The sequence below is a fragment of the Acinetobacter lwoffii genome, from assembly GCF_019343495.1.
GTDB lineage: Bacteria > Pseudomonadota > Gammaproteobacteria > Pseudomonadales > Moraxellaceae > Acinetobacter > Acinetobacter lwoffii_P.
In genome coordinates, this window is record NZ_CP072549.1 from 1,724,449 (window position 1) to 1,738,949 (window position 14,501).

The 14,501-nt window shown below is 42.7% G+C and carries 15 protein-coding genes; 8 read left to right on the top strand and 7 right to left on the bottom strand.

Going from position 1 to position 14,501, the window contains the following annotated elements; genetic code table 11:
- The first annotated feature begins 6 nt into the window (after positions 1 to 6).
- Genes miaB through ybeY form a run of 3 tightly spaced genes read left to right on the top strand, consistent with a single transcriptional unit; the run spans position 7 to position 3,083 of the window.
- Positions 7 to 1,464, top strand: a complete 1,458-nt coding sequence (gene miaB / locus J7649_RS08120) for a tRNA (N6-isopentenyl adenosine(37)-C2)-methylthiotransferase MiaB (protein ID WP_071850832.1) — start codon at positions 7 to 9, stop codon at positions 1,462 to 1,464.
- Positions 1,465 to 1,501: 37 nt separating this feature from the next.
- Complete coding sequence (locus J7649_RS08125) at positions 1,502 to 2,578, top strand: PhoH family protein (protein ID WP_219307325.1); 1,077 nt, start codon at positions 1,502 to 1,504, stop codon at positions 2,576 to 2,578.
- A gap of 22 nt (positions 2,579 to 2,600) precedes the next feature.
- Positions 2,601 to 3,083 (top strand): rRNA maturation RNase YbeY, encoded by a 483-nt coding sequence (gene ybeY / locus J7649_RS08130; RefSeq protein ID WP_219307335.1) that lies wholly within the window; start codon positions 2,601 to 2,603, stop codon positions 3,081 to 3,083.
- A gap of 184 nt (positions 3,084 to 3,267) precedes the next feature.
- Here the strand turns inward: ybeY and J7649_RS08135 are convergent, their stop codons facing one another.
- Positions 3,268 to 4,125, bottom strand: coding sequence for an energy transducer TonB (locus J7649_RS08135; RefSeq protein WP_219307337.1), 858 nt, complete (start codon positions 4,123 to 4,125; stop codon positions 3,268 to 3,270).
- A 263-nt stretch (positions 4,126 to 4,388) separates the two neighbouring features.
- Here J7649_RS08135 and J7649_RS08140 point away from each other — a divergent pair, with 263 nt between their 5' ends.
- The 3 genes from J7649_RS08140 to J7649_RS08150 all read left to right on the top strand — a co-directional run bounded on the left by J7649_RS08140 (position 4,389) and on the right by J7649_RS08150 (position 6,612).
- Entirely contained in the window at positions 4,389 to 5,075 is a 687-nt protein-coding gene (locus J7649_RS08140; protein ID WP_219307339.1) for a hypothetical protein, read from the top strand.
- 159 nt (positions 5,076 to 5,234) lie between these two features.
- Entirely contained in the window at positions 5,235 to 5,948 is a 714-nt protein-coding gene (locus J7649_RS08145; RefSeq protein ID WP_071850839.1) for a DUF3108 domain-containing protein, read from the top strand.
- An 88-nt stretch (positions 5,949 to 6,036) separates the two neighbouring features.
- Complete coding sequence (locus J7649_RS08150; RefSeq protein ID WP_005094083.1) at positions 6,037 to 6,612, top strand: xanthine phosphoribosyltransferase; 576 nt, start codon at positions 6,037 to 6,039, stop codon at positions 6,610 to 6,612.
- Between the two features lie 311 nt (positions 6,613 to 6,923).
- On the opposite strand, the gene J7649_RS08155 is transcribed toward J7649_RS08150, so the two are convergent.
- The 3 genes from J7649_RS08155 to J7649_RS17035 all read right to left on the bottom strand — a co-directional run bounded on the left by J7649_RS08155 (position 6,924) and on the right by J7649_RS17035 (position 9,259).
- Positions 6,924 to 7,598, bottom strand: coding sequence for a hypothetical protein (locus tag J7649_RS08155; protein ID WP_005101144.1), 675 nt, complete (start codon positions 7,596 to 7,598; stop codon positions 6,924 to 6,926).
- Between the two features lie 84 nt (positions 7,599 to 7,682).
- The gene (locus J7649_RS08160; protein ID WP_219307350.1) at positions 7,683 to 8,888 is read right to left on the bottom strand and encodes a CsgG/HfaB family protein; all 1,206 of its coding nucleotides are present in this window, start codon (positions 8,886 to 8,888) and stop codon (positions 7,683 to 7,685) included.
- A complete protein-coding gene (locus J7649_RS17035) occupies positions 8,882 to 9,259 on the bottom strand; it encodes a hypothetical protein (RefSeq protein WP_005108624.1) in 378 nt (125 codons plus the stop codon). The genes J7649_RS08160 and J7649_RS17035 overlap by 7 nt, the downstream gene beginning before the upstream one ends.
- 846 nt (positions 9,260 to 10,105) lie before the next feature.
- Between J7649_RS17035 and J7649_RS08170 the strand changes: the two genes are divergently transcribed.
- A complete protein-coding gene (locus tag J7649_RS08170; protein ID WP_171065047.1) occupies positions 10,106 to 10,549 on the top strand; it encodes a hypothetical protein in 444 nt (147 codons plus the stop codon).
- A 47-nt stretch (positions 10,550 to 10,596) separates the two neighbouring features.
- Here the strand turns inward: J7649_RS08170 and wrbA are convergent, their stop codons facing one another.
- Positions 10,597 to 11,193: an NAD(P)H:quinone oxidoreductase gene (gene wrbA, locus J7649_RS08175; RefSeq protein WP_034438516.1), complete on the bottom strand. Its 597-nt coding sequence runs from the start codon at positions 11,191 to 11,193 to the stop codon at positions 10,597 to 10,599.
- Between the two features lie 112 nt (positions 11,194 to 11,305).
- Between wrbA and J7649_RS08180 the strand changes: the two genes are divergently transcribed.
- The gene (locus J7649_RS08180) at positions 11,306 to 12,553 is read left to right on the top strand and encodes a YihY family inner membrane protein (protein ID WP_004281448.1); all 1,248 of its coding nucleotides are present in this window, start codon (positions 11,306 to 11,308) and stop codon (positions 12,551 to 12,553) included.
- A 29-nt stretch (positions 12,554 to 12,582) separates the two neighbouring features.
- On the opposite strand, the gene yddG is transcribed toward J7649_RS08180, so the two are convergent.
- Both yddG and J7649_RS08190 read right to left on the bottom strand, forming a co-directional pair.
- A complete protein-coding gene (gene yddG / locus J7649_RS08185) occupies positions 12,583 to 13,470 on the bottom strand; it encodes an aromatic amino acid DMT transporter YddG (RefSeq protein ID WP_004281450.1) in 888 nt (295 codons plus the stop codon).
- Positions 13,467 to 14,405: a DMT family transporter gene (locus tag J7649_RS08190; protein ID WP_219307352.1), complete on the bottom strand. Its 939-nt coding sequence runs from the start codon at positions 14,403 to 14,405 to the stop codon at positions 13,467 to 13,469. The genes yddG and J7649_RS08190 overlap by 4 nt, the downstream gene beginning before the upstream one ends.
- Positions 14,406 to 14,501: the final 96 nt, after the last annotated feature.

Here is a 14,501-nt window from a genome sequence, read left to right on the forward strand (position 1 = left end):
GCCTACATGACGGTTCAAACCTTCATTCCGAATGGTGCCCCAGCTGCCTCAGAAAACACTGTTACCCAGCCAGCGCACACCCCTGTTAGCGATGCTTCAGTCAAGAAACTGTACATCGAAACACAAGGGTGTCAGATGAATGAGTACGACAGTCACCGTATGGCAGACCTGTTAGGCGATTCTCATGGCTATGTGCTGACCACCGATCCTAAAGATGCCGATATTCTACTGATGAATACCTGCTCGATCCGTGAAAAAGCCCAAGAGAAAGTATTCTCCGAGCTAGGCCGCTGGCGTAAGCTTAAAGATAAAAATCCTGATCTGATTATTGGTGTCGGTGGCTGTGTGGCATCTCAGGAAGGCGACAACATCCAGAAACGTGCCAATTATGTCGATATGATTTTTGGTCCACAAACCCTGCACCGTTTGCCGCAAATGCTGGATCAGCATTTTGAGCAGATCGAAAAGCCGAAAAAAGAAAAAATCAAACTGGTGGATATTTCCTTCCCCGATATCGAGAAATTCGACTTTCTGCCAGAACCGCGTGTTGAAGGCTATAAAGCTTTTGTCTCGATCATGGAAGGCTGTTCCAAATACTGTTCTTTCTGCGTGGTGCCGTATACGCGTGGTGAAGAAGTTTCTCGTCCACTAGATGATGTCCTGGCTGAAATTGCAGGTCTGGCAGAAAAAGGCGTGCGTGAAATTTCGCTGTTGGGTCAGAACGTAAATGGCTACCGGGGTGAAACCTTCGAAGGCAATATCTGTACTTTTGCCGATTTGCTGCGTTTGGTTGCAGACATTCCGGGTATTGGCCGTATTCGCTATACCACCTCGCATCCCCTGGAATTTAATGATGACCTGATCCAGTGCTATCGTGACCTGCCACAAATGGTTTCACATCTGCATCTGCCGGTACAAAGCGGTTCCAATGATGTGTTGCAAGCGATGAAGCGTAACCACACCATCGATGTCTATATCGAGAAGATTAAAAAGTTACGTGCAGTTCGCCCAGATATGCATTTATCTTCAGACTTTATCATTGGTTTCCCTGGTGAAACTGACGAAAACTTTGAAGAGACTTATCAGTTTATTCAGGATTTAGACTTCGACCATTCTTATAGTTTCATCTATTCAAAGCGTCCGGGTACGCCTGCGGCAGAACTGGAAGATACGATTTCTGAAGATGTGAAAAAAGAACGTCTGGCCAAAGTTCAGCAATGGATTAAGCGTTCAAGCATTGACAAGACGGATGCCATGCTCGGGACTATCCAGCGTGTACTGATCGAAAAAGTTTCTGATAAAGATCCGAATATTCTGGTTGGTACGGCGGACAATACCCGTTATGTTAACTTTATTGGTGACCCTGCCTGGGTAGGCCGCTTTGCCGAGATTGAAATTACCGAAATTAAAACTTTGAATTTAGTTTACGGTGAGCTCTTGAATCTTGAGCCTGACGTGGCGTAATGTAGAGCATATAACGCACACTTCATAAGGAACACTCTTGACTGCAGCGATTCGACGTACAGTAGCTTTTCCTGGAATTTCGATGGACCGTATACAAGCCATGTTAGGTGCCTATAACGGCCATTTGAAGCAAATTGAACAACGTTTAGACGTCAAAATCTCCCATCGTGGAGAAAGTTTTATTATTGATGGTGGAATCGATGCCGTTGAGAGAGCCGAAATGCTCTTGCAACGTCTTCATGAAGAATCTGAACATAGTCAGCAGATTAGTGCAGATATTTTACATCTGATGATTCAGGGCAGCCAGACTGACCGTGAACTTCAGCAAGATCTGGATGATCAGGAACATACGGGGCTGGACAATGTCTGGCTGCAAACCCGTAAAGGCCGGATCAACCCGCGTGGTGCCAACCAGAAACGCTATGTACAGCGCATTCTGCAAAGTGATATTTCTTTTGGTATTGGCCCTGCCGGTACAGGTAAAACCTATCTCGCCGTTGCAGCTGCAGTGGATATGCTGGAGCGCAATGAAATCCAGCGCATTCTGCTGGTTCGTCCTGCGGTTGAAGCCGGTGAAAAACTCGGTTTCCTGCCGGGAGATTTAACCCAGAAAATCGATCCTTATTTACGTCCCTTGTATGACGCGCTGTATGAAATGCTTGGCTTTGAAAAAGTGGCCAAGCTGATCGAACGTCAGGTGATTGAAGTGGCTCCGCTTGCTTATATGCGTGGCCGTACCTTGAATCATTCTTTCGTGATTCTGGATGAAGCGCAGAATACCACCCCTGAACAGATGAAGATGTTCCTGACCCGCCTAGGTTTTGGTTCACGTGCCGTGATTACCGGCGACGTAACTCAGGTAGATTTACCGCGTGGTCAGCAATCCGGTCTGTCACATGCCTTGCGTGTGATTGATAAAATTCCTGAAATTCATATCACCCGTTTCCATTCGCGTGATGTGGTACGTCATCAGCTGGTACAGAAAATTGTTGAAGCCTACGAAGGCTGGGACAGTGAACAGCAGCGTTTAAGTGCTGAAGCACGTGCCGAACGAAAAGCACGTCAGGAAGCCTTGATCGCTGAAAATGATGCTGCGGCAGATGCACAGCATTAAGCTTTAAACTTAAGGATTTGTGTTGAAACTTAGTCTTTCCTTACAACAGGACTTTCAGTCGCCTGAACTGGTACCGAAACGTGCCTATATTAAAAAGGTTGTAGAAACCACTTTACGTCATATCGGCACTCAGAGTAATTGCGAAATCGGAATTGCCTGTGTCGACAATGACGAAAGTCATAAGCTTAATCTGGAATATCGAGACAAGGACAAACCGACCAATGTACTGTCTTTCCCAAGTGAACTTCCAGATGAAATGGCACAGTTTCTGGATGCATTTCCCATTGGTGATCTGGTGATTTGTATTCCGGTGGTATTACGTGAAGCGAGTGAACAAGGCAAAGCGCCTTTGACTCACTTTACCCATATGCTGGTTCATGGCACCTTGCACCTGATGGGCTATGATCATGAAACCTCGGATGAAGATGCCGAAGAAATGGAAAGCATTGAAATTGAGATTTTAGCCAAGCTGGGTTTTGAAAACCCTTATCTGGAACAGAACTAAAATTTGAATATTAAAAAAAGCGGGCCAAGGCTCGCTTTTTTTTAATGAAAGTTGCCCTCCCTCTAACTCCCTCCCAGAGGGAGGGAGAACATTCATTAGAATCCTATGATTGTTAAACATTATAGATATAGTTCCCTCTCCTTATTAGGAGTAGGTTAGGGAGAGGTCTTGGTAAATATCAATTTTAACGTACCTCAAACTCCGCTTCTGCCGGGTCAAAACGCCAGGTACGAATCACTCGCAGTTCGGAAATTTCTTTCATTTTACTGTCGAAAGCACCAAATGGGGCTGCCTTACGCACGGAAGCTTTGGCTGCTTCGTCCAGCATGGCATGTCCCGAACTGTCAATCAGCCGAATGGCACGAATTCCGCCATTCTGGTTCAGGATTACCATCAGCCGCACTTCCCCTGCCAGATTCTGTTGTTTGGCGGCTTCCGGATAATAACGGTTCCCATAGAATTCCACTTTCTCGCGGAACTTTTCCAGATAGGCGGCCGAAACATCCTGCTTGGCCTGAATCCCATCTACAGTTTTAATTTTTTGCTGACGACTGAAATTTTGTTGACGCTGTAAATATTGCGCTTCCAGACTGGCGACCATGGCCGCTTTGGCCTGAAACTGGCTTTGTAATTGCTCCTGCATTTTTTTACGCTGATTTTCCTCCGCCTGCTTTTGCCAGCTCAAAGTGGTCATCAGGACCTTTTCTTCAAAACTGAGCTGTTGTTGCTGTTGCAGCATATCCAGACTTTTTTCCAGCTCTTCACCTGCCTGCTGTTCCATTAATGGCGAGGGCATATCACTCGACATGCGATGCGCCTCTCTAAACTGACCGGAACCCTGCTGGTCTGTCTGGGCCAGAAAATCGGCATGCTCAATTTTTTCATCAGTCTGGCGCAAGCTGACCGCAATTTCTTTGGTGCTGGTATCCAGATCTTGTGGCATACCAAATTCCAGTGTCAGCACGATCAAATGCAGAATGCCTGCGGCAACCACCGCACTGCTAAACACTGGATCTTTCCACCAAGTTCTGACCAGAGACATGAGTATCATCGTTTTTTCACATTCGCCCAAACTCAATACTGAGTTCAGCTCCCCAAAAAAGTATTTGAAAGATTAAAAATAAACGGATTCGTCATTTATCTTTTTAAAATGCCAAATCCATCAAATCTTCAACGTTACATAACTAAAACTATAAAAATGGTGCTATTTATTTTGCTAAACTTCAAGCATGAACGCTTGTATTTTTCATACAATTCGACAAGATACATCCCGAGTCAAAAATAAAGTTGCCAGGACGCTTCAGTATGCAAACGCTAATTTCCAATATTTCCAACCGAATCCGCCAAGTGTATCAGAGGGCGGAAGGATTTATTGAAGATGAACGTGAATTTCCCTTATCGCAAGTCTTCCTGAATGCAACCTTTCAGCGCTTTGTCACAGACAATGTCGATGCATTAAAAGACTTACATGCAGATTTACACGAAGACTGGCTGCGTTTGTATGCAACACTGGATTATAAAGGCCTGATTGTCACTTTATCGGTTGATTTGAAACTGGTACAGATGGAATTGAATAAAACCACCCAGTTGATCGTGTTCGAGCAAATTAGTGATACTCAGCTGATTGAAGCCAAATATCCAAATATGCTGTATAAACTGGGCGTGCGTTTCGGCTTGTTCTTCTATCAACGTATCTTGAATAAAGATCCTTTGGGAATGATTCTGGAAAAACTGGGCGTAATTAAAGTCATCGATGACTTGCTTTATCTAGATTTAAATCGCTGGTTAGGTAAAAGCCGATCGGTCATTGATACCTTGGGCAAAGTTCATGTGAATCACGCAGTACTTCGTGAAGCCGAACTGGTGGTGATTGGTAATGTCAATCTGGCCGCCCTGTTTAGAAAACTTTCCCAAGATCAGGAAGAGAACTGGGATGAAGACAAGATGGATGACAACCGGGTCACCCCTATCAAACAGAAAGATCCTTCTTAAATCATGTCAAACGTAGTTTTTGAAAAAAAGTTCCATAAAACTACATGAAATATACATTTTTGGCAGAAATATCCCTTCAACTTCCATATTTTGCCCAAATAATAAAGGGTGCAATAAATGATATTTTTTGCCCGTTTAACCAATATAGGAAAATAACTGATGGCGAAGACTGTATTCAAAACTTTAGTGATGACCACGGGTCTGAGCAGCGCGATACTGTTCACTGGTATTTCTAGCCAGGCTTTTGCCATGACTCCTTTTCAGGCCAGTTATCAATTTAGCTATAATGGCAAGAACATGGGTTCTGCAACACGGACTCTAAGTAAATCTGGCAATAACTGGACTTATGTCTTTGCTGCAAAAGCTGGAGGGATTGCCTCTGCAACCGAAACCAGCCGCTTTACTTTTAATAATGGCAAGATCGGCTCAAGCAGTTTCAGTCGCAGTAGTAAAGTATTGGTGCATAACAACACTATGAGTATTAATTTCAATCCTTCCAGCAAAACTATCAGTACCAAGAAAGATGATGAAAAACGTTCTTTTGCCTGGAGAGCAGATGTTCTGGATGAGTTGAATGCGGAATTGCAGATCCGTGAAGATTTAAAAAATTCAGGCCTGAAAGCAAATTACTACATCGCTGATGCTAAAGAAGTTGAAGGCCGCAAGTTTGTCAAACAGGGTTCAGAGACTATAAGTACCAAATACGGATCTTTTAATACCATTAAAGTGGTGATGAAACATAGCAAACCAGGTCGTGAAACCATTTTCTGGCTGGCACCAAAACTTGACTATCTTCCAGTCAAAGTTTCGCATGTCGACAAGAAAACCTCCTATGGTTTACTGTTAACTGACTATAAAGGTGCAAGCAACTAAGTTTTTGGCGAATTTCACTTGATTTTTTCCGGGTGCTTTTTACAATACGCTTTTGCTTGAAAAAGCACCTGCTCTTGAGGATTCTCCCGTGCATGCACTAGAACAGAAAATCTTGGCTGAAGGCATCGTCCTCTCTGAAGAAGTTTTGAAAGTAGACTCTTTCTTAAACCATCAGATTGATCCAGTCATGATGCAACTGATTGGTCAAGAATTTGCGCGTCTGTTTAAGGATGCTGGTATTACCAAAATTATTACGATTGAAGCATCAGGTATTGCACCTGCCGTAATGGCCGGCCTAGAGCTTGGCGTACCGGTGATCTTTGCACGTAAATACCAGTCTCTGACCCTGAAAGATGATTTATATCGTTCTAAAGTCTTTTCATTTACCAAACAAACTGAAAGCACGATCGCGATTTCAAATAAACACATCAGCTCAACCGACAAGGTTTTAGTGATCGATGATTTCTTGGCTAATGGTCAAGCAGCTTTAGGTCTTGCAGACCTGATTCATCAGGCAAATGCAGAAGTAGTCGGTATTGGCATTGTGATTGAAAAATCATTCCAGCCAGGTCGTGATCTGCTGCTTGAAAAAGGCTACCGTGTGGAATCACTGGCACGTGTGAAGTCTTTAGCAAATGGCACAGTTGAATTTGTTCGCGACTAAGCTCGCCAATGAATTTCAAAAGAGCGCTGATGCGCTCTTTTTTTATTGCGTTTTTCTGATGATATAAATTTAAAATATCCAAAACTCGGCTATAGCTCAGCCTAAATTCTTATTTATTCTTCCAGATTTGATCCTAGATAAATGACTTAATCTTAAGCTCCAGACTACTCAATTTCTGAAATAGAGAGTGTCAAACAATAAGTACTTTTTTATCCGATGAATAAACAACAATTTATGTGGATGTTATTATAAAATAAAGAGGCCTAACTATCTGCCAATAGTTAGACCTGTGTTCACCTCGAAAAAAGAGTTTATTTAACAGTCACAGTGATACTACCGCTATTCACAGCACCGATAGCGGTAGTTGTGATGCTGTTGTTAATAGCAGTTTGAGTTCCTTCTGAAATAGCACTGACAGATGCATCAATAGCACCCGCATTATAGGCAATATTCGCTACACTATAATTGCTTAAAGTTTCATTGATTTCCTCACTATAGTCAGTACTCAGTGTCGAACTTATAACTTCCGAGATATCTGAACTATCCGAAACCTCTGATAGCTCCTCTAGAGTTTCAGAATTATTAGTTGCACTGGTTACTGCACTGTAGTCGTAGTTATCCGTGGCATCTGATATGTCTGATACCACCTTATTGTAGCTACCCTGCTCAATACTGATACTACCTGTATTCGCGGCACCAATCGCAGTAGTTTCAATTGTACCTTCAATTGAACTAATGGCCTCTGGTGCTTCTCTTGTAGCTTCTGCAATTGCTTCTAAATCAACGCTTGCATCAACATCACCTGTATTCACTGCAAGATTCAAAGCAGAACCATTTTCAACCTGCTGAGAAATAGAATCCAAGGTAGCTTGCAAGCCTGTATCTACGGTGACGTCAGTAGGTGTTTCATCTCCTTGGGCATATGCCATACCTGCGCTAGACAGAAAGGCGACGGATAAAGCGATTGTTTTGATCGTGTTTTTCATCGTTGTTCTTCCTACTTTTGTTTTGAAGTACCTCTCGCTAAGTACTCCTTCTTATAATGGGAGCGAGCCCATTTTTAAATATTTTTAATCACGCTGGGTGCTAGACCAGTAATTTTCGACCACCTCAGGATTGGCCTCCCATAGCGTTGTGGTTTTTTCATCTTCTTGTTCTTTATCAGCCTTTTCTTGAGTATCTTTTTCTTCATTCTTTTCATTTGAAGAAGGTGGATGCTGCTTCTTGCTAATATATTTAATCAAGTCCTGTTTGCTCATTTCAGGCTCTGCTTCAGGGTTTTGAATCACCTCGGACTCTTTCTGTTTTGGCGGTTTCGTATCTTTGCTCGGTGAGTTGGTTGACTTATTTTTTTCATTAGATGAGTCTGCCTGGCTTGAGACTGACTCCTGAACAACACTGCTTGAAGCTGTACTATTTTGTTGCTGGTTTTTCTTGTATTTATGCAGAGCGACAGAACTTCGGGTTAAGTTCAATTGACCAAACTCTGGCGGTATCTGCGCACGGCAACTTTCAAATACGGCGGGTGGGACAACCTGACTCAGCAATTCAAAAGTGGCCAGATTCAACATTTGCCGCAAGGCAAAGTTAGTTGCCTCTCGTTCTCCTTTTCCAATCTGAATATTTAAGAGTGTACGACCAGCGAATCTGCCTGCACTTAAGCCATAATCCTGTGCAGCAATTTGCTTCTGCAATGAAACATTGCCCACGACTTTACTGCTGCGGGTATCAGTCAAAGATAAATCCAGACCGACCATAATCCGGGTTTGACTATAATTCGGACCGACACCAGCGATCTGCATGTCAAAACCACCACCCGGAATAAAATCCAGACTGTTAATACTGCCTGTCACATAATAATCAGAAGCCTGGATTTGTCTTGGATCACGAATGCCCCACTTGGCTTCGCTTTCGATAATCCGGGGATCACGCCGGTTCATTAAGCTTACCCCCGCCTGAAACAAGGCAGATTGCACCATATCTCCCGCACCTTGGGTCACCATTTTTCCGCTACCACCATTGGTAACTACATCCTTACCGGTTTGATCCAGAATTGCCCCCACGGAGAAACTCACATCACTACGTAATTGTCCTTTTAGGCAGGATAAAGCCATATCAAAAGGGGTAAAAATATCGGTAATTGGGGGGCCTTGTACCAGGCTAACTGGCTTCTTGTTTGAAGGTGCCAAGCCTGTGCAGCCTGTTAAAAAAGAGCTGAAAAGGACAGTGGCACTCACGAAAGATATATGTCTTCTGGTCGAGGAGAAATTCAACATTGTGATTCTCCTGGTCTGTTACTTAAATTAAGACAGCGCTGAGGATTTTGGTTGGTATTTGAATTGACTGGTGCTTCATTCAGCAACTCACTCGTAATATCGATACTGTTGTCTGTACCCTCTACATTGATATTGTTGGTCGGGGTATTTACCGTCCCGATGGAGGTGGTCGAAGTGCTATGAACGGTGGTTTTACCTAATCCGGAATAATAGTCTGACTCCTTAAGTTCGATCAGATTGGCTTGAACTAGATTCTCATTGGAACGGGCACTGGATGATTTCCAACGCTGAGTCCACTCATCAGAGGTGGCATAAGCGTTACTCAGAAAACATAAACCTAATAAACCCAGATTGATAACTAATATTCTCATAATCTTAATATCCTCTGATTTAAGATATTTATTTAATTTTTCGTTTAAGTAAGATTAAATTTATCTGAAAAATATTAAATCACATAAAATTATAAAATGTAGAAAATATCCCTATTCACATATTTTTTTGTTTTATTTAAAAATATAAATTATTGTTTTTATTAAATTAATATATATTTGTTTATTATTTGTGATTTGTAAGAAATCATTATATAAATTTTTTTTGAATATAAAATTCATCCAAAAAACTTGATTAAGATAATATATTTTTTATATTATCAATAATCAAAAATTTATCTAATAAAGATTAGAATTATTATACTTTTTATATTTTAAAAGTCGTAAATTTTTATTTTATTAGAACTTCTATTTAATAAGGATAAATGTCACGATTTATTTAAAATATAATTAATCAATTACAATGAAGGTGACTTATAAAGAAACGCCAATATTCAGATGTATTTTGGCTGAAAACTTGAATAGACCTGATAAGAACTCGTTTACATATTTTTCGACTTCCCTTCCTTTTTCATTTCGAATCCAGAAATGGCCTACCTAAGATCGCAATATTTAGACTGATGAGAGAAGAACATTTCTGATGATCTTGAGATTTGCCATTTCCTCAATGACAGGTTAAGAATTGCGTTAATCAACCAAGAAGGCATATATTTACAGCTGAAATACAATGTTTTAGCGTGAACTCAACTAGAATCAAGTGAGTATGCAATGTTTCTGATTTGCGAATTCAAAACTTATCTAGTGTGTTGTTGTATGTTATGAATACGTGCTGATCAGGGCACACATCCTATTCCCGACAAACCTAAAACAAGCACATCTCAATCCTTGATGGAACAATCTATGCAATGTCCTAAATGTGGCTCAGCTGATATCGAACAGCGCGATCATGAGCAGAATTTAAAGAAAATTGGCGGCATTCTCATGAGTTCAGCGGGTGCAACTGCAGGGACTGTGGGTGGCGCTGCTTCAGGTGCATCGATTGGCGCTGCAATTGGTACAGTAGCCGGACCTTTAGGTGTGATTGTCGGCGGAACCGTAGGCACTTTTGTCGGTGCAATCAGTGTCGGGATTACCGGCGGTGTGGTCGGTAATTTTCTGGGGAAAAAAGCCGGGGTTTCTGTCGACCGTAATCTGTTTCAGGATTATCAATGTCTGAAATGCAAATACAGATTTAGTCAAAAAGATCAAAAAGATCAAAAAGATCAAAAAGATCAAAAAGATCAAAAAGATCAAAAAGATCAAAAAGATCAAAAAGATCAAAAAGAAGCCTAATAAAATTCAGGAAATGAAGTTCATGCTTCATTTCCTGTGAGTGCTTGTCAGACTCGATTGAGTTTCAGTACCACTTCACCTAAACGCTTGCCTTGTACTTCACACAGAATTTTTTCATCCTGACTCAGGCCCTGATCATGCCGTGGGCCGCTGACATGACTAGCGCCATAAGGCGTACCACCAGTTTTGGTATTCGAGAGTGCCGGTGTTGAGTTACTAAGCCCCATGATCATCATGCCATGATGGAACAACGGCGGCAGCATGGTCAGCAAAGTACTTTCCTGTCCGCCATGCATGGAACCTGATGCCGTAAACACGCAAGCCGGTTTACCGTGTAGCGCTCCATTCAGCCACAGACTCGTGGTCTGATCCCAAAAATATTTCATTTCAGAAGCCATGTTACCAAAACGGGTCGGTGAACCGAGCGCCAGGCCGGCACACTGCGCCAGATCGTCCAGAGTACAGTAAATATCCCCTTCTGCCGGAATACTCGGTTCAGCGACTTTTACCATGCTGGATATATTTGGAACTGTCCTGATTTTTACTGCCACGCCTGCCGCTTCAATTCCATTGGCAATCAGATGCGCCATTTCTTTGGTTGAGCCATATTTGCTGTAATATAAAACAAGGACATAAGGTTGCATCATGGTTCTTATTCATTACTTAAAAAATAAAACTATACGATACTTTGCAAGTTTTTTGGTTAAGCTGATGATGAAAATTCATGATGATTAAAAAAATTGAGATTGGATGCAGATGATTGTTAAGTATTTAAAGAAATTACCTTTCTATGAAAAACACTGGTTTCAATTTGTTTTATTTGTACTTCGACGCTTTGAAACAGACCGCTGTCGCGAACAGGCAGGTTCCCTGACCTATACCACCCTGTTCGCCGTAGTGCCGATGCTGACGGTTTTTCTGGTGATTATTTCTTCCATTAAAGCCCTAGAACCTGCGCGGCAGCAATTACAGCAGCTGATTTATAGTAATTTTTTACCCAAAACCACCATTGCCTTTGATAAAGCCCTGAATGCCTTTACCGATAAATCCAGCAATCTCACCATCATTGGTATTCTGTTCTTATTTGTGACCACAGTATTGATGCTCAGCAGTATCGAAACGGTGTTTAACCGCATTTGGCGCGTGACTGAAACGCGGGGCGGAATTATGGGCTTTATGCGTTACTGGACCATTATTTCGCTGGGGCCGATTTTACTCGGCAGTGCGTTTGTGATTTCCTCGACCGTGGCATCCATGAGCATTCTCAGCAATAACTTTGCCGGTTATGAGCTGGATGGTGCCTTTGTTCTCTGGGCGATTTCCTTTTCTTTGACTGTACTCGGATTTTTCATTTTGAACTGGACCATCCCGAATCGCAGTGTACCGCTTAAATCTGCCTTTATTGCCGGTCTATTTAGTGCCGTGGTGTTTGAGCTGCTAAAAAATCTGTTTGGCTATATCATGTCAAACTTTACCAGCTATGAGATCGTCTATGGTGCCTTCGCCGCCGTGCCGATTTTCCTGCTCTGGATTTATCTGTCGTGGATTATTGTATTACTGGGGGTTGAAATCAGCTATGCCCTGACGGCGTTTGAATCTGGGCAGGACAATAAACGCCATCCCATCGTCATGCTGCTGGATCTGTTAGAATTATTTTATAAAAAGCAGAAAACTGGTGAAAGCATCAGTGAAGCCCAAGCACTTGAGGTCTTAGGCCGGGATGAAATTGGACGCTGGCCGAGCTATGTCGCCATGTTTGAAAAGCAGAATTTGATCAAACGTACCGATGAAAATGAATATGTGCTGGTTCGTGATCTGGATCAGGTCAGCTTCTGGAATTTTTATCTGCAATTACCCTATCCACTGCCACGCAAAAACCATCTCACCAATGCCCAGACTGATGACATCTGGATGCAAAATTTCTCACCTAGATTACAGGAAACCGATCAATATCTGGAAGAAAAACTCAATTTTCCATTGTCCGAACTGTTCCGACATAAATAAAAAAATCCTCTCGCTTGAGAGGATTTTTTTTAACTGATAGCGGTAGATTTCCAGCAGACTATAGCGCCTGCAGTCACCAAACCCGTCCCGATCCAAAAACTGAGTTCGGGTCTGACATCCAGAATCAGCATTGACATGACCGAAGAAAGAATCGGCATAAAATAGGTGGCTAAAATCAGCACCTTGATATTGCCGAACTGCATACTCTGATTCCAGTTACTATAGGCGATGCCAATCAGACTACCCACCACTGCAATTCCCAACCATAGCTTGAATGTGGGCATGATAAAAGGTTCGTTTAATCCTAAATGTAAGAACCATAAGCTAATTACAGCGACCAAAAAGAAAATCGGTACACCATTTTGTCCGCGGCCATAGGTCCTAGTTAGAACGCAGTAGCAAGGCCATAACAAAGCGCCGAGAAAGGCAAAGCCATAGGCCCAAGGATTTTCAGCTAAAGCCTGCATAAACTTCGGCAGATTAGTGATTTCTGGATTGACCACCAGCATCAGTCCCATCACAGCGAGCAGAAAGCCTGGAATCACCCAGAGGCGAGCCTGCAACTGTCGGGCAAAAATCGAAAAAACAATCATCAAGGGTGGCCACAGATAATTGATCATGGCAATCAGCATCACCTGTTCACGATTATCCGACCATGCCACAGCAACCAGAAATAGAATCTCATAAGCCACAAATAAAGCGCCACAACCGAGCAGATAACGCTTGGACATTTGCATGATTTTTGGAAAGCCGGTGAACGCAAAAATCGCCAGACTGCTAAAACTATAAATTAAAGCAATCCCCTGCACTGCACTGGTGGATTCAGTAATCAGTTTCACTACGGCGACCAGGCTGGCCCAGATCAGAATAGAAGACAGACCAATCCAGGTCGCTAAATTTACAGACCAGATTTTCATGCTTGCTCTTGAATGCTTTTATTGATATTCGGTTTTTTCAGCCATCCCTGCAAACTCACTAGAATCACACCCAGCATGACCATACAGGTGCCGATAATAAAATTGATTTCGATATGTTCATCCAGAATCAGTACGCCGAACAGCATGCCGAATACAGGGGTCAAAAAGGAAAATACCCCTAGACGCGATGCCAGATAATGCTTCAGCATCCAGAACCAGATCAGATAACTGGCAAAGGAAATCAGTACGGTATGAAAAATCAGACTGGAAATAGACAACACCGTCCATTGAATAGCTGCTTGCCCAGTCAGAACAGCCAGAGGCAATAACAGGATTCCACCCATCAATAATTGATAGAACAAAGTCTGGGTTGCAGGTGCTTCAGCCAGCCGGCTCAGACGTACACTGACTGTGGTGGCTGCCCAGAATACGCCGCCAAGCAAGGCCAGAAAATCTCCCCACAAGGCATCAGTCTGTAGACCTGACCCCGTTTGTGGACGTAACAGAAAACTGACTACAATTCCGCTAAAGGCGAGAAATATTCCGCCCCATTGCACAGCAGACAAACGCTCTGCCGGCAATTTCCAGTGCAAACCCAAAGCCACAAAAATCGGTGCAGTATAGAGTAAAACAATCGTATGCGAGGCTGAGGTATAACGCAGTGCCTCACCAATCAGATAGAATTCGGTTGCAAACAACACACCGACCAGCAATCCTGCAGGTAAATAGCGTGCATTCCACAGTTGACGGCGTACGCTTTGCTGAATCAGGGGATAAACCATCAGCGCAGATAAGGCTGAACGCAAGGCAATTTGCATCAGGGCTGAAATATCACTGGCGGCCCATTTCAATACCACCTGTTGTAAACCCCACAACATACACAATACAAACATGATGGCAGATGCTTTGGCATCTAATGCCTGACGCTGGCTCACATACGGTCCTGTTGCTCATTTGGAAGGTACACTATAAAAGTGTCAGAAATAAAAGATATACTTCAAAACAGACAAATGATGGTGTTATTCAGGCAA